Raw genomic sequence first — 16,360 nt, 5'->3', positions numbered from 1 at the left:
ATTTTTGAAATTATATATTATTGAAGCTTTAGATGTAGATACTAAGAGATCTAATATTCCCTTAGTATCTTTAAATTTTAATGTCTTGTTGTGATGTTTTTTGAGTTAATTGTTGCAATTAATTTTTTAAGATTTTCTACTTTTTCTTCTTCTTCTTGAATATTATCTTGAGTTTGAAGAGTAAAAATATCCATTTTTTTATCAAGGTAATTTGTAGTAAATTTACCATCTTTAAAATCTTGATCTCTTACAATCTCTCTATGAAGTGGAATATTTGTTGGGAAACCTTCAATATAGAACTCATCTAAAGCTCTTTTTGCTTTTTTAACAGCACCTTCCCAATCAAGTGCCCAAACAATTAGTTTTCCAACCATTGAGTCATAGTTTGCTGGAACTTTGTATCCTGTATAAAGTGCAGAATCAAGTCTAACTCCAGGACCATTTGGTGTAAAATATTTTTCAACAGTACCAACAGAAGGCATAAATCCTTTTAGAGGATTCTCAGCATTTATTCTAAATTCAATACTATAACCTCTAAAGTTAATCTCCTCTTGTAAGAAGATCATTTTACTACCTTCAGCAATTTGAATCATTCTTTGAATAATATCAACTCCTGTAATAGTTTCAGTTACTGGATGCTCAACTTGAACTCTTGTATTCATCTCGATAAAATAGATATTGTCATCTGGGTCAAGTAAGAATTCAACTGTTCCAACACTTTCGTATCCAAGTTTAAACATAGCTTTTGTAGCAATTCTATAAAGCTCTTTTCTAGCTTCATTATTTAAAAGTGGTGAAGGAGCAATTTCAATAACTTTTTGGTGTCTTCTTTGAATTGAACAATCTCTTTCACCTAAATGAAGAACATTTCCATATTTATCAGCAATAACTTGAATCTCAATATGTCTTGGATTTTCAACATATTTTTCAATAAATGCTTCACCACGACCGAAATATTTTTTTGCTTCATTTGAGGCGCTTTCAAATAGTTCTTTGAAGTCTTTTTCTTCTCTTACTATTCTCATTCCTCTTCCACCACCACCAAATGCAGCTTTGATTATAACAGGGAATCCAATTTCTTTTGCAATTCTTGCACCCTCTTCAATATCAGTAATTGGTTCATCAGTACCCTCTAAAACAGGAACACCAACTTTTTTCATAGCCACTTTTGATGCCATTTTATCACCAAAAAGTTCTATATGCTCTGGTTTTGGACCAATAAAAATAATACCATTTGCTTCACAAGCTCTTGCAAAATCAGCATTTTCACTTAAAAATCCATATCCAGGGTGAATAGCATCACAATCAGATTTTTTAGCTATTGATATAATTTTTTCATAGTCTAAATATGCTTGAACAACATCTCCCATAATTGGGTAGCATTCATCTGCTTTTTTTACCCAAAGACCATCTACATCAACTTCAGAGAATACCGCAACACTTTTAATTTCAAGCTCTTTACAAGCTCTGATTATTCTAAGTGCAATCTCTCCTCTATTTGCAATAAGTACTTTATTTATCTTTTTCATATACTCACCTTTTAAAATTTTATATTGTGATTTTAGGGTATTTTTTTGATTTATTCTTCTTAATTTTTGTTAATTTAATAGTTGGATATTGCTAATATTGTTTAATAAAAAAATCTTTAGCTAACAAAACTAAAGATTTTTTAATTTAATTTTTTAATTTATATTACCAAGAAATAGCAGCTCCACTAGCTCCCATAACCTCTTTTGCTTCTTCACTCATCATATGAGGTTCCCAAACAGGTTCAAAAACTAGATTTACTTTTGCTTCATCTACTTCATCAACAGCCATAGCAACATATCTTACTTGTTCAAGTAAACTATCTGCAACTGGACAAGCTGGGCTTGTAAGAGTCATATCTATTTCACAAAATAGATAGTTTTCTCTCTCCTCTAACTCTATGTTATAAATAAGTCCTAAACTATAAATATCTACAGGGATTTCAGGGTCATAAACCTTTTTTAAATTCTCTATAATTTTCTCTTTTATTGCATCTTTATTAAAAATTCCACTCATAATTTATCCTTTTGCTTAAGCTTTTAAAGCATACTCTTTTATTTTTTTAATCATTCCAATAACTCCACTTTGTCTATTTGGAGTTATAACTTCGCTTAGTCCTAGATCTTTTACTATATCCATATCAACATTTTTTAGCTCTTCTATTGTAGAGTTTGAGAAAATCTCTAAAATAATATAAACTAAACCTTTTACGATTATCGCATCACTAGTGCCTTTAAAAATTAGCTTGTCATCTTTTTTTTCACAAATCAACCAAACCTGTGAAGTGCATCCATGTACTAAATTTTCAGGAATTTGGTTTTTTTCATCAAAAGCTGGTAGTTTTTTCCCTAAATCAATAATATATTCATATTTTGCCAACTCTTCATCAAAAAAATCTAAATCCTCTTTTATATTCTCTAATCTTTTTTCTATACTCATTTTTTTAACCCTTCAACATACTTAATGCTTTTTTTAGTGCAACAATAAGCTTATCTATATCTTCAAAATCATTGTAAAATGCAAGGCTTACTCTAATTGTTCCTTTTATCCCAAGTTTTTTCATAATTGGTTGAGCACAATGATGACCAACTCTAAGCGCAACTTTTAGTTTATCAAGAAGTATTGAAATATCATCATGCATAATACCTTTAAAATTAAAGCTTCGAGTTCCACTACAATCTTTTAAATCGTTATAAAAAATTATATCAGGAAGCTTTTTTAACTCACTATCAAGATACTCTAAAAGCTCTTTTTTTATACTTTGTATTGTTTCATATCCAATATTTTCAATATATTTTAAAGCCTCTTTAAAAGCAATCACTCCAGCAATATTTTGTGTTCCTGCTTCAAACTTATATGGAGAGTTTAAAAAAGTAGTTCCCTCTTTAAAATCAACACTATTTATAACTGCTCCACCTGTTTGATAAGGTCTAACACTTTCAAAAAACTTCTCTTTTATATAAATAGCTCCAACTCCTGTTGGACCAAAAGTTTTATGTCCTGAGATTGCAAAAAAGTCACAATCAAGCTCTTGTACATCTATTTTAAAGCTACTTAAACTTTGAGCTCCATCAATCATTACTACACAACCATAATCATGAGCCATAGAGATTATTTTTTTAATATCATGAACTTTACCAAAAGCATTTGTAACATGAGCAACACTTACAAAAGAGTTTGGATTCTTTTTCAAAATCTCTTCAAAATCTTCAAAATCAAAATCTAAGTTTTCGTTACATTTTACAACTTCAAGACCAGAGTTTAAAAATCTTCCTTGCATATGCCAAGGTACAATATTTGCATGATGCTCTAAGCTTGAGATAATAACTGTTTTAAACATATATGCAAAAGATGAAGCTATGAAATTTATACTTTCAGTTACACCTTTTGTAAAAATTATCTCCTCTTTTTTTCTTGCATTTATAAATTTTTGTAAAACTTCTCTTGTATTTTCGAACTCAGTTGTGGCATGAGCAGCATCTCCAAAACCACTTCTATGAGTGTTTGAACAGTATTTTGTGTAGTATTCAACTGTTGCATCAATTACACTTTGTGGTTTTTGAGTTGTAGCTCCACTATCCAAATATACACTGTTTGAATTTGTAAAGTATGGAAAATCTTTTTTATACATCTTATATAAAACTCTCTTTTTTGTACTCTTCTAAGAACTCTTTTATCTTTTCATCTTTTATACTGTTTTTTATTGAGTTTTCAAAAGCTTCAAGTAGCATCTCATATGATTTCTCTTTGCTTATACCTCTTGCTTGAAGATATAAAAGCTGCTCTTTATTTAAAGTTCCTGTTGTTGTTCCATGGCTAGCTTCAAGTTCATCTATAAATATTTCAAGAAATGGTTGAGCGAAAATAACTGCATCATCACTTAGAAGTATTGAGTTACAGTTTTGGAAAGCTTTTGAATAAAGTCCAGTTTGTGTAACTATTGATCTAATTTTTACAACTGCTCGACTTTTATCAAGAAGTGAATTTTTATAATTTATATTACTTCTTGAGCTTTGATTGTTGTGAGTTGTTTTTACTAAAGTTGAACTATTTGCACTATTTCTTAGTTTATTTAAACCATTTAACTCATAGTTTACTTCTAAGCTATCAATTTTATTTTCAAAACTATTTACACAAAATCCATCTCCAAACTCAAAGTTTGAGATTTCTAAATTTGATTTATCATCTTGTTTTGCTTTACAAGAGAAGATTAAAGAGTTAGAAATACTTATATCTTGAATTTTTAAATATTCTAAAGATGAATTTTTTTCAACTTCTATAGTTCTATTTGCCAAAATTGTTGAGTTATTTAAGTTAGAAGTAAAAACTTCAACAACAGATGCTTTTACTCCATCTTTTACCTTTATTAAAAGATTATTTGTATATAGAGTTTCGCTATTTTTTAACTTATTTACAATAATTAAAGGTTCCTCTAAATTTTCTGATATTGTTAAAACTCTTTTACTGTTATCAAAACTATTTGCTATAGAAAATAGTTTTGAATCATAAACTTCATCATCTTTTATAGATTCTAAATCAAGAGCAAAATCCAAAGTTTTATGCTCTTTAAAATCAAAATCAAAAAGTGAAGTAAAATCTATCTTTAAAAACTCTTCTTCTTTTTTTTGTGGAAGATTTATGTTTAAATTAGCTATTTGCATTATTTATTCCTAATGCTTCAAAACCTTTCTCATCTAGTTCTAAAGCTAAACTATAATCTCCAGTTTTAGCTATTTTCCCATCACTTAAAATATGAACAAAATCAGGTTTTATAAGCTCTAAAAGTCTATCATAGTGAGTAATCATAAGAATAGATTTTTTTCCATCAAGCATTGAGTTTATAACATTTGCAACTATTTTAATAGCATCAACATCAAGTCCACTATCTATCTCATCTAGCATTATTAAATCTGGATTTAGCATTAGAAGTTGAACAAGTTCATTTCTTTTTTTCTCTCCACCACTAAAGCCATCATTTAAATCTCTTTGTAATAGTTTTCTATCAATATCAAATTTATTTGTCTCTTCTTTTACAAGTTTTAAAAACTCCATTGCATCTAGTTCATCTTTACCTTCATATGCTCTTTTTGCGTTCATAGCAGTTCTTAAAAAGTAGCTATTATTTACTCCAGCAACTTCTACAGGACTTTGAAAACTCATAAAAATACCTTCGTTTGCTCTAGTTGTTACATCCATTTGTAGTAAATCTTTCTTTTTAAATGTAACTTTACCACTAGTAACTTCACAGTCATAATGAGCAGCAAGTGTTTTAACTAAAGTAGATTTTCCAGCTCCATTTACACCCATTAAAGCGTGAATTTCACCCTCTTTAATCTCTAAATTTAATCCTTTTAAAATCTCATTTCCATTTATATTAACTTTTAAATCTTCAATTTTTAATAATGTATTTTTTGTACTCATAATTAACCCACACTTCCTTCTAATGAAATATTTAATAACTCTTTTGCTTCAGCAGCAAACTCCATTGGTAACTCTTTTAAAACCTCTTTACAAAAACCATTTACAATCATAGCAATTGCATCTTCTTCATCTATTCCTCTTTGGTTTAGATAAAATAGTTGTTCATCTGAAATTTTTGAAGTTGTTGCTTCATGCTCTATGTTTGCACTACTATTTCTAATCTCATGATATGGATAAGTATGTGCTTGACATTTATGACCAATCAATAAAGAGTCACACTCTGAAATATTTCTTGCATTTATAGCATTTTTACCAACTCTAACTAATCCTCTGTAGGCATTTATACCTTTCATAGCAGAGATACCTTTTGATATAATTGTTGATTTTGTATTTTTACCCAAATGTATCATTTTTGTACCAGTATCTGCTTGTTGAGCTCTTGATGTTAATGCAACAGAGTAAAACTCTCCTACACTATTATCACCTTGTAAAACACATGATGGATATTTCCAAGTGATACTTGAACCTGTTTCTACTTGTGTCCAAGATACTTTTGAATTATCACCTTTACATAAGGCTCTTTTTGTAACAAAATTTAAGATTCCACCTTTTCCTGTCTCATCACCTGGATACCAGTTTTGAATAGTTGAATATTTTATATGACCATTTTTAAGTGCAACTAATTCAACAACCGCAGCATGAAGTTGTCTATCGTCTCTACTTGGAGCAGAACAGCCTTCATTGTACGAAACATAGCTTCCTTCATCACAGATAATTAAAGTTCTTTCAAATTGCCCTGTATTTAAAGCATTTATTCTAAAATATGTTGATAACTCCATTGGGCATCTTGTATTTTTTGGAATATAAACAAAACTTCCATCTGTAAAAACAGCACTATTTAAACAAGCAAAATAGTTATCAGTGACAGGAACAACGCTTGCTAAATACTCTTTTACAAGTTCTGGAAATCTATGTGCTGCTTCACTAATTGAGCAAAATATAATTCCTAGTTTTTCAAGCTCATCTTGATAAGTTGTTTTAATAGAAACTGAATCAAAAACAGCATCAACAGCAACACCTGCAAGCATTTTTTGCTCTTCAAGTGGAATTCCTAGCTTTTCATAAGTTTTTAAAATCTCAGGATCAACTTCATCCAGAGAGTTTAAAGCTTTTTTTGGTGCTGAATAGTATGCATAATCTTGATAATCTATTTTTGGATATTCTAAATTTGTCCATGTTGGTTCTTCCATCTTTAACCATTTTTCATATGCTTTTAATCTAAAATCTAGTAAAAATTGAGGTTCATCTTTTTTTGCACTAATTGCTCTTATAACATCTTCATTTAAACCTTTTGCAAAAGTGTCACTTTGAACTAAAGTTTCAAAACCTAATTTATAATCTGTGTTTATAATGTCATGTATTTGTTGATTTTCACTCATGACTTCTCCATAAAATTTATTTGTTTTAATTAAGACTAATATTGTCCGATTTGAATAATATCAAAATAAGTATATAATGTAAAGACATAAATACTAATAAAGTAAAAGGAATTAGTAAAAAAAGTAATTTATTGCCTATTAAATCGTATTTAAAATTAAGATAAAATTTATCCTATTTTAAATAAAATGCAAAAAAATTATTATAAAAATAAAAAAATATTATAAAGTATGGAATGAAAATGAAAAATTATTCAAAAAAAATAGAGGAAAGAATTAACAATCCAAAGAATTTTGGAGAGATAACAAAAGAAGAGGCACGAAGTTTAGGCTGTAAACTAGTTGTTGCAGACTTTGAATCAAATGGAAATGATACTTTAAGAGTATATTTTGCAATTACAAAAGATAAAATAGTTTTTAATGCAAAATTTAAATCATTTGCAACAGGTTTAATAGTTGCTCTAAATGATATGATGATTGAGTTATGTATTGGAAAGAGTATTGAAAAAGTAGCAAATTTGTTTAAAACTGATGTTGAATTTGCTTTAAGAGATGAACCACAAATACCAGCTCTTAGTATTGAAGAGCTACACAATAGTTTTTTAAATTTTGTGATACTAAAAAAAGTTGCATTAAATTCTGAAAAAAGAGATATTAACGATTTTGATGATGATTATATAGTTTGTGATTGTGCTAGAACAAATTTAAAAACTATAAAAGATGCTATCAAAAATTTTGATTTATTAACTATTGAAGATATAGGAAATGTTACAAAAGCTGGAATATTTTGTAAATCTTGTCAAAAAGAGGGTGGACTTGAAGAAAAAGAGATATATTTAAGTGATATTTTGGAACAAACAAGAGCGCAAATAGAAAATGAAAAACAAAAAGATGAGCCATCATATATTAATACAAGTTTTGAAGTTATGACAAAAGAGCAAAAAATAGAGTTGATAGAAGATGTTTTAGATGATGATGTAAGACCAATGCTTGTTATGGATGGTGGAAATATGGAGATTTTAGATATTGTAGAGTCACCTCCTCATCATGATTTATATATTAGATATTTAGGTGCTTGTAGTGGGTGTAGTTCTGGAAGTATGGGAACTTTATATGCAATTGAGTCTATTTTACAAAGTAAAGTAAATGAAAATATTAGAGTTTTACCAATTTAAGATAAAAGATTAGTTATTTTGATACAATAAAATAAACTTTTTTAGGAATATTGATGTTTGCTATATATAACAATGGAACAGTAGGATTTAGAAGTACTAGTGACAATTTATATGCTTTGAAAAATGTGGAAGAGTTAGAATCTGCTAGGTTTGAACCAAAAGAGGGATTGATTCAAAATTTTTCAAATGAATTAAATCAAGAGAAAAAAGATCAATTCCTAAACTCTTATAAAAAAGTTGCTACTTTAGATACTCTGGAGCCAGTTTATAAAGCAAGAGATATTATGACTCATGATGTAATATATGCTAGAAATGACTTAACAATTGAAGATATCTACTATTTAATAAAAGAGAAGAAAGTATCACAAATTCCAATTACTGGTTTTGGTAAAAAAATTATTGGTATTGTGAACAAAAAAATAATTTTATCTTTACTTATGAATCATTTAGATGATACACAAGCTATTTTAAAAAGAAAAATTGATGATGTTTATTTGCCAGAAGTTTTAACAGCTGATCCAGATTCGGATGTTAGAGATGTTGTTAAAGTAATGCTTGATTTAAAACTAGATGCAATTCCAATAGTTGATGATAGTGATGTTTTAATGGGAATAATATCAAAAACAGATATCCTAAAAGCTGTTGCAAACTTACCAAAACTTCAGCTTTGGTCTTAGTTAAGTTAGATTTTTATTTATAAAACTGTTCCATCATCAAAAATAACTTTATCTCTACCCTTATTTTTTGCTTCATAAAGTAGTTCATCAGCCTTTGTTTGAGCATCAACTATAGAGTTATAATTATTTCTAAAAGTAACTCCAGCTGAAAAAGTAATATTTATTTTATGCTCTTTATATATAAAAGTACTATTTAAAAAAGCATTTTTAACTCTTTTTATATATCTTATTAGCTCTATTTTATCTCTAAAGTTGATTAATGCCACAAACTCTTCTCCACCATAACGAGCTACAATATCCTCTTTTCTTGTAAGCTCTTTTAAGATTTTTGCAAAAGATTTCAAAATTTCATCACCACATGCATGACCATATTTATCATTTATTTTTTTAAAGTGGTCAATATCAAAAAATACAACTGCGAAATTTGTTTCAAATATAAAAAACTGTTTTTCTGTTTTTTTTGCTTCAACTTCATAAGCTCTTCTATTTAAAACAGAAGTTAAAAAGTCATATAAATACTCCTCTTTTGTCATTTGAAGTTCTCTTTCAAGCTCTTCAATTTGCTTATTTAGCTGTTTAAATCTATCAATATTTGATGATAAAATTCTGTTATTTTCAAGTAAAGAGTCCTCAAGCTTATAAATAGTATTAATCAATCTTTTTTGAACAGCTGTTAGCTCTCTTTTTGAAAAATCAGAAATTTCTAAAGATTCTAAATCTTCTTTTATTTTTTTTATATCTTCATTTGAACTATTGCTATCATTTAATGTTTTATCGTAGTATCTGCTCATTAAAGATGTTAGTTTTATAATATCATTTGTTTTCTCTTTTAAAACTCTTCTATCGGCTTCTATCCTATTTTTTGCAAAATTTTTTATTTTTAAAATAGACTCTTTTGTTGTTATTTGTATTGGATTTCTAAGACAATCAAGAATGAAATTTTCAATCTCCTCTTTTAATTCAAAATTTACTGAAGGAGCTAAAAGATCACTAAAAGTACCTATTAGTGATTTTAATTCATCATTATTTGCTCTTTTTGATAAAATAGGTATTATTTCAAAAATTGACTCACTACTTAGAACTTTTTTTTCATCATTTGTTAGATTTTTTAGAGCTTCGTTTAGTATGTTTACATCACTATATTCAGTGTTGAAAATTTTTGCTTGTTCTTTAAATTCTAAAAAGTAGTTTTCAGGAGTTGTTGGTAGGTTCTTTTGTCTTAATTTCTCTAAAGTATTTTTAGTAATCTCTTTTAGATTTTCATTCATCAAAGTGCCTTGATTTTTTTGAAAATATTATATCACTTATGATATAATATTTACTTAATCTTTAAAGGAAAATTTTATGCCAAATACAAATAATCAGATTTTAAAAAATACAAATTCAAAACTATTAGATATGTTTAATGCTTCTATAATGTTTGATAAAAAACTATATTCTCAAGATATTAAAGGCTCAATTGCGCACTCTAAAATGTTGGCTTTACAAAATATTATTACAAATGATGAGCAAAAAAGTATCGAAAAAGGTCTTTTACAAGTTTTAGAAGAGATAAAAAGTGGTGAATTTGAATTCTCTTTAGAGTATGAAGATATTCATATGGCAGTTGAAAATAGGCTTACTCAAATTATAGGAGAAGCTGGTAAAAAGGTTCATACAGCAAGAAGTAGAAATGACCAAGTTTGTACAGATTTTACACTTTATGTACAAGAAAAAACAAAATCTATTCAAAATCAAATAAAAGAGTTAATATCTACTTTTGTTGAAATTGCTTCAAAACATACAACAACAATAATGCCAGGAATGACACATTTGCAACATGCTCAACCAATTAATTTTGGTTTTCATATGATGGCATATGCAAATATGTTTAAAAGAGATTTTGAAAGATTTGAAAGCTCATATATAAGAAATAACTACTCACCTCTTGGAAGTGCTGCAATGGCAGGAACTCCACACAATATTGATAGATTTAAAACAGCAGAACTTTTAGGATTTTTGGCTCCAACACAAAATGCTATGGATAGTGTTTCAAATAGAGATTTTGCTTTGGAATTGCTATTTAATATCTCTACAACAATGATGCATGTTAGTCGTATTTCAGAAGAGCTTATTTTATGGAGTTCTTATGAGTTTAGATTTATTCAAATGAGTGATGAGTATGCAACAACAAGTTCTATTATGCCACAAAAGAAAAACCCTGATGTACCAGAACTTTTAAGAGGCAAAACTGGTCGTGTATATGGAAATTTAATCTCACTTTTAACAATTATGAAATCACTTCCATTGGCATACAACAAAGATACACAAGAGGATAAAGAGGGAGTTTTTGATTCTGTTGAAACTATTGAAATCTCGCTTAATATTTTAAATGAAGTTATAAAAACTATGATTGTAAAAGAAGAAAATATGAAGAGTGCTTGTAAAATAGGACATTTGACAGCTACTGATTTGGCTGATTATTTGGTTGCAAAACAAAATATGCCATTTAGAACAGCTTACTATATTACAAAAGAGGTTGTTCAAAAAGCAAATAGTTTAAATAAAGATATAAGTGAGTTAAATATATCTGAGATTAGAAGTTCAACAAAAGAGCTTGAAAATATAGATGAAGAGATAGTTTCATACTTGAGTTTAGAAAACTCTATGAATAGTAGAAACTCATTTGGTGGAACATCTACAAAACAGACTGAAGTTCAAATTGATTATTTTCAAGAGTGGTTATCAAAGTCTTGATAATAAAAATGTAGTTAATACTACATTTTATTAGTTATATCTCTTTAATTTTAGCAATCTCATCTCTAAGTCGTATAGCTTCTTCAAAGTTTAAATCAGCTGCTGCTTTTTTCATCTGTTTGTTTAATTCTATTAATATTTTTTTACGTTCACTTGCTGGCATCTTTTCAAGGCGTTGTTTTTTTAGAGCAACCGTATCATACTCTTCAACTTTTAGATTTTGGTCTAGTTTTCTTGTTGTTGATTTTGGAGTTATATTGTTTTCAATATTATATTTTTTCTGAATCTCTCTTCTTCTATTTGTTTCATCAATTGCAAATTGCATAGAAGCTGTAACTCTTTTTGCAAATAATATAACTCTTCCCTCTTCATTTCTTGCAGCTCTTCCTATTGTTTGAATTAGTGAAGTTCTACTTCTTAAAAACCCTTCTTTATCAGCATCTAAAATAGCAACTAGGGAAGTTTCTGGAATATCAAGACCTTCTCTTAAAAGATTTATTCCAATTAATACATCAAAAGTTCCAAGTCTAAGCTCTCTTATTATTTGATTTCTTTCAATTGCATCAATTTCACTATGCATATATTTTACTTTTATTCCTAAATCAGCATAATAACTAGCAAGCTCTTCAGCCATCTTTTTAGTTAGAACTGTAACTAAAACTCTTTGATTTTTTGCAATTACTTTTTTGATTTCATCGTGAAGTTTTTCTACTTGAAATTCACTATCAATAATATCAATAACTGGGTCAAGAAGTCCTGTTGGTCTTATAATTTGTTCTGCAACAGCAGAGCTAAGTTCAAGTTCTAAATCATTTGGAGTTGCACTTACAAAGAGATAATTTGGAGCTTTTTTTATAAATTCATCAAATTTCAAAGGTCTATTATCCAAAGCACTTGGAAGTCTAAACCCATACTCAACTAAAACCTCTTTTCTACTTCTATCAGCTGCATGCATTCCACGAAATTGAGGTAAAGATACGTGTGATTCATCAACAACTAGTAAAAAATCTTTATCCATTTGAGCAAAATAATCTAATAAAGAGTACGGAGTTTCTCCTGGTTTTTGTCCTGTTAGATGCCTCGCATAGTTTTCAATACCCTTGCACATTCCAGTTGCTTCAATCATCTCTAAATCAAATTCAACTCTTTGTTTAAGTCTTTGATACTCCACAAGTTTATTTTCACTTTTAAAATAGTTTAATCTTTCTTCAAGATCTTCTTCTATCTCTTTAACTGCACGTGCAAGATTACCTTGTGTTACAACGAATGGATTAACAGAGTAGATTATTATCTCTTTTAACTCTTTTATTTTTTCATTTGTTAAATATTCATGTTTTGAGATAGTTTCAACTTCATCTCCAAAAAACTCTACTCTGATAAATTCATCTTCATAATATGCAGGAAAAATATCAATTACATCACCATTTACTCTAAAATCAGCTCTATCAAAAAACTTATCATTTCTTTTATAACCCATTTCTATAAGTTTTAATAAAAACTCTTTTTGAGAATATGAAAATCCAACTTCAACTCTTTGAACCATTGCTTTATACTCAGCTGGATTTCCTAAACCATAATTTGCAGATACAGAAGCAATAACTATAACATCGTCAAAAGATAGTAAAGAAGCAGTTGCACTTAGTCTTAGTCTTTCTAATTCATCATTAATTGAGCTATCTTTTTCAATAAATAGATCACTTCTTGGAATATAAGCTTCGGGCTGATAGTAGTCATAGTAAGAGATAAAATATTCAACATGATTATTTGGAAAAAATTGTTTGAATTCACTGTAAAGTTGAGCTGCTAAAGTTTTATTATGGGTCATTATTAAAGTTGGTTTTTGAACCTTTTCAATAACTTTTGCAACAGTAAAAGTTTTTCCGCTTCCAGTAACTCCTAAAAGGGTATTATACTGGTTACCTTCTTCTATACTTTTAGATAAAATTTCAATAGCCTTTGGCTGGTCTCCACTTGGAGAGTATTCACTTATTACTTCAAATTTTGCCATTTATTTTCCTATAAATTTTCATTTAAAAAAGTTTTATTTTTAAATCTTGTAAAACTTTTTTGACAACATAAAGATGGAATATTTATATACTCTTGATTTCCTATTTTATAAGATTTTGCTTGATGATAGTGCCCTTCAATAATAATATCTTCTGTATAATTTTTAACTCTTTTATTTACAAGTTCTTCAAAATAATTTAAATTATGACAAATATTTTTATTTTCTAAAGCTTGTTCTATTTTTTTGCTTATAAAAAAATTTATATCTAAAAAATTTAAAAAATAAAGAAAATAGCTATTTCTTATAATTTTACAATACAAATTGTAGTGCCAATTTATGAAATTGTCACCATGTGAAAGAGCTATTTTTTTATCTTCGTACTTTAAAAGTAATGGTTGGTTTTCTCTTTTTACAACTTTAATGTTTGGAAATATTTTTGAAAGATTGTAGTCATGATTTCCTTCTAAATAAAATATTTCAAAACTATCTGAAAGAGAATTTAAAAGTTCTATAATATCTTTATTTCTATTTTTAAAATATTTTATTTCATTAGATAAAAAGTCGAAATTATCACCCATCAAAAAAATTTGACTACAAAATATTTTATTATTTTTGATTTTTTCTAAGATAATTTTAAACTCTTGATTTTTTTTATTGTAGTGTGAATCGGCTATAAAAATAGCCTCATCTTTTAAAATAAAACTCAAATTTATAGCTCTAACTCTTTATAATATACTTTTAAGATTTCAAAAGTTTTAGTTCCACCTGGAAGTGTTGCAATAAATTCATCCCCTTCTACTTTCCCCATAAGTTGTTTTGCTAAAGGTGAGTTAAAAGAGATTAACCCTTTCTCTACATTTGATTCAACTCCACCAACTATAGTATAAGTAAATTCATCATCAGTTTCAACATCTACTAAATCTATAGTTGAACCAAAACTCACACGATCATGTGGTAAAGATGATGGATCAACTATTACTGCTTTTGAAATTGTATTACTTAACTCAGCTATTTGAACATCTATAAGTTTTAATTTCTCTTTTGCACTGTGATACTCAGCATTCTCTTTTAAATCTCCTAGTTGTCTTGCTTCATCTAGTGCAACTACAGTTTCTGGCCGCTCTGTACTTTTTAAAAACTCTAAATCGTTTGTTACTTTATTATAACCTACAAGTGTCATTGGTTCTTTATCCATAACATCTCCCATAAATATTTTTGTGTTATAATACCCAAAAATTAGTAAAGAAGATGTAAATATGCAATATAGTAGGACTAAAATACTTTTTGGAGAAGATGCCTTTAAAAAGTTTCAAGATACAAAAATAATACTTTTTGGAGTAGGGGGAATAGGAAGTTTTGCCCTAGATGCTTTGTATAATACAGGTGTTACAAATATCACAATAGTAGATTTTGATGAATATGAAGCTTCAAATCAAAATAGACAATTGGGCAGTCACGGTAATATTGGAAGAAAAAAAGTTGAAGTTTTAAAAGAGAGATATCCAAATGTAACTCCTATTTGTGTAAAAATAACACCAGAGTGGATTGATAACTTTGATTTTTCATCTTATGATTATATATTAGATGCAATTGATGATGTAAAACCAAAAGTACATCTTATAAAAAAACACTTCACAAAAGTAATAAGTACAGGTGGAGGAGCAAAAAGGATTGATCCTTTACAGATAAAATATAGCTCTATTTGGGAAACTTACAATGATAAATTTATTAAAAAAGTGAGAGAAGAACTCAAAAAACAAGGATTTAAAAAGAAATTTAAAGTTATATATTCAAGTGAAGCTCCACTTTGTGTTGATAAAGGTAGTTTTGAAGGAGTAACTGCAAGTTTTGGGCTTATGATGGCATCTGTAACTATTCAAAAAATTGTAAAAAAGCTAAGTTTAGTTAAAGATAGTCAAAGTTAAAAAGATATATAATAATTTACTTTACACTAAAAAAAGGATTTTCATGAGCGGTATTGGTGGTAGTGTTGAACAAATGACACAGGGACATTTACGAAATGTTCAGCAGTTAGCAGTATTTTACACTGGTCATAATAATATTTATGCAATAAACATAGCTAAAGTGAAAGCATTTATAATAACTGAAGAAGTTGCTATAAATGATACTCCAAAAGATACAAATATTATTGCAGGGATTGCTACAATAAGAGGGGAACCAGTTACTTTAATAAATCTTGATGCATGGTTAGGGCTTAAGCCATTTGACACTCAAGAGTATAAACTTATTATTTTTTGTGAATTTAATCATAAAAAAATAGGTTTTTTAGTAAAAGATATGCTTGATATTGTTGAAAAGACTACTCAAGAGTTAAGACACACAGAGGAGACAAACTCAAAAATAACTTATACAACTTATGTAAAAGTAAATAACAAAGATGAGCTTTGTACAGTTTTTAATGCAGAGCAACTTTTAAGAGATATTAAGTGGACAGATGATGGTGGAAGAGATATTAAAAAATATGTTGAGGGGAAAATCCACTCTTCTAAAAAAATACTTGCAGCTGAAGATTCAGCAGTAGCAAGAGAAGTTTTACACAAATTTTTTAGTCAAATAGAAGTTGAATATGAGATATATCCAAATGGTGGAGAACTTATAGATAGACTTCAAGAACTTGAACCTGAAAAAGTAGGTTTGGTAATAACAGATATAGAAATGCCAGGAACTGATGGATATCAGGTTGCCTCTTTTATAAAAAGTAATAGTAAATATGAGCATATTCCAGTTGTTGTAAACTCTTCAATGACAACAGATGCAGTAAAAGGTAAAATGACACGAATAGGGATAGATGGATTTGTTGGAAAGACAGATATAAATGCTTTATATAATATTACAAATAAGCTTCTTCTTAGATAATCA

General features: G+C 28.1%; 16 protein-coding genes. 5 read left to right on the top strand and 11 right to left on the bottom strand.

What is annotated here, in order from left to right; genetic code table 11:
* Nucleotides 1-77: 77 nt before the first annotated feature.
* The 7 genes from AC5LG6_RS09655 to sufB all read right to left on the bottom strand — a co-directional run bounded on the left by AC5LG6_RS09655 (nucleotide 78) and on the right by sufB (nucleotide 6,887).
* Nucleotides 78-1,529 (bottom strand): acetyl-CoA carboxylase biotin carboxylase subunit, encoded by a 1,452-nt coding sequence (locus tag AC5LG6_RS09655; protein ID WP_498586395.1) that lies wholly within the window; start codon nucleotides 1,527-1,529, stop codon nucleotides 78-80.
* A gap of 163 nt (nucleotides 1,530-1,692) precedes the next feature.
* Nucleotides 1,693-2,043 carry a metal-sulfur cluster assembly factor gene (locus AC5LG6_RS09650; protein WP_066167964.1) on the bottom strand — a complete coding sequence of 117 codons (351 nt, stop codon included), beginning with the start codon at nucleotides 2,041-2,043 and terminating at the stop codon, nucleotides 1,693-1,695.
* Nucleotides 2,044-2,058: 15 nt separating this feature from the next.
* Complete coding sequence (locus tag AC5LG6_RS09645; protein ID WP_066167967.1) at nucleotides 2,059-2,466, bottom strand: SufE family protein; 408 nt, start codon at nucleotides 2,464-2,466, stop codon at nucleotides 2,059-2,061.
* 4 nt (nucleotides 2,467-2,470) lie between these two features.
* The gene (locus AC5LG6_RS09640) at nucleotides 2,471-3,658 is read right to left on the bottom strand and encodes an aminotransferase class V-fold PLP-dependent enzyme (RefSeq protein ID WP_498586394.1); all 1,188 of its coding nucleotides are present in this window, start codon (nucleotides 3,656-3,658) and stop codon (nucleotides 2,471-2,473) included.
* 1 nt (nucleotide 3,659) lies between these two features.
* Nucleotides 3,660-4,688, bottom strand: a complete 1,029-nt coding sequence (locus tag AC5LG6_RS09635; RefSeq protein WP_498586392.1) for a SufD family Fe-S cluster assembly protein — start codon at nucleotides 4,686-4,688, stop codon at nucleotides 3,660-3,662.
* Nucleotides 4,675-5,448: a Fe-S cluster assembly ATPase SufC gene (gene sufC / locus AC5LG6_RS09630; protein WP_066358954.1), complete on the bottom strand. Its 774-nt coding sequence runs from the start codon at nucleotides 5,446-5,448 to the stop codon at nucleotides 4,675-4,677. The genes AC5LG6_RS09635 and sufC overlap by 14 nt, the downstream gene beginning before the upstream one ends.
* Nucleotides 5,449-5,450: 2 nt before the next feature.
* Nucleotides 5,451-6,887: a Fe-S cluster assembly protein SufB gene (sufB, locus tag AC5LG6_RS09625; protein WP_434254330.1), complete on the bottom strand. Its 1,437-nt coding sequence runs from the start codon at nucleotides 6,885-6,887 to the stop codon at nucleotides 5,451-5,453.
* Between the two features lie 239 nt (nucleotides 6,888-7,126).
* Here sufB and AC5LG6_RS09620 point away from each other — a divergent pair, with 239 nt between their 5' ends.
* Nucleotides 7,127-8,059 (top strand): NifU family protein, encoded by a 933-nt coding sequence (locus AC5LG6_RS09620; protein ID WP_498586391.1) that lies wholly within the window; start codon nucleotides 7,127-7,129, stop codon nucleotides 8,057-8,059.
* 53 nt (nucleotides 8,060-8,112) lie between these two features.
* On the top strand, nucleotides 8,113-8,736 hold the full coding sequence (locus AC5LG6_RS09615; RefSeq protein ID WP_066219730.1) for a CBS domain-containing protein: 624 nt from the start codon (nucleotides 8,113-8,115) through the stop codon (nucleotides 8,734-8,736).
* A gap of 17 nt (nucleotides 8,737-8,753) precedes the next feature.
* Here AC5LG6_RS09615 and AC5LG6_RS09610 read toward each other — a convergent pair whose 3' ends face one another.
* The gene (locus AC5LG6_RS09610) at nucleotides 8,754-10,004 is read right to left on the bottom strand and encodes a GGDEF domain-containing protein (RefSeq protein WP_148570109.1); all 1,251 of its coding nucleotides are present in this window, start codon (nucleotides 10,002-10,004) and stop codon (nucleotides 8,754-8,756) included.
* Between the two features lie 76 nt (nucleotides 10,005-10,080).
* Here AC5LG6_RS09610 and argH point away from each other — a divergent pair, with 76 nt between their 5' ends.
* Entirely contained in the window at nucleotides 10,081-11,472 is a 1,392-nt protein-coding gene (gene argH / locus AC5LG6_RS09605) for an argininosuccinate lyase (RefSeq protein WP_434257510.1), read from the top strand.
* A 34-nt stretch (nucleotides 11,473-11,506) separates the two neighbouring features.
* Here the strand turns inward: argH and uvrB are convergent, their stop codons facing one another.
* From uvrB to greA, 3 genes are read right to left on the bottom strand one after another with little or no spacing between them, the layout of a single operon-like run.
* Nucleotides 11,507-13,480, bottom strand: a complete 1,974-nt coding sequence (gene uvrB, locus AC5LG6_RS09600) for an excinuclease ABC subunit UvrB (RefSeq protein ID WP_498586390.1) — start codon at nucleotides 13,478-13,480, stop codon at nucleotides 11,507-11,509.
* Between the two features lie 8 nt (nucleotides 13,481-13,488).
* On the bottom strand, nucleotides 13,489-14,187 hold the full coding sequence (locus AC5LG6_RS09595; protein WP_390870138.1) for a UDP-2,3-diacylglucosamine diphosphatase: 699 nt from the start codon (nucleotides 14,185-14,187) through the stop codon (nucleotides 13,489-13,491).
* A gap of 2 nt (nucleotides 14,188-14,189) precedes the next feature.
* Nucleotides 14,190-14,675, bottom strand: a complete 486-nt coding sequence (gene greA / locus AC5LG6_RS09590; protein ID WP_431394685.1) for a transcription elongation factor GreA — start codon at nucleotides 14,673-14,675, stop codon at nucleotides 14,190-14,192.
* Between the two features lie 61 nt (nucleotides 14,676-14,736).
* Between greA and AC5LG6_RS09585 the strand changes: the two genes are divergently transcribed.
* Together AC5LG6_RS09585 and AC5LG6_RS09580 are read left to right on the top strand one after the other, a co-directional pair.
* Entirely contained in the window at nucleotides 14,737-15,405 is a 669-nt protein-coding gene (locus tag AC5LG6_RS09585) for a tRNA threonylcarbamoyladenosine dehydratase (protein WP_066219708.1), read from the top strand.
* Between the two features lie 43 nt (nucleotides 15,406-15,448).
* Nucleotides 15,449-16,357, top strand: coding sequence for a chemotaxis protein CheV (locus AC5LG6_RS09580; RefSeq protein ID WP_498586389.1), 909 nt, complete (start codon nucleotides 15,449-15,451; stop codon nucleotides 16,355-16,357).
* Nucleotides 16,358-16,360: the final 3 nt, after the last annotated feature.

The organism is Arcobacter thermotolerans, from assembly GCF_983172305.1.
This window is presented reverse-complemented; position numbering and strand designations above follow the sequence as displayed.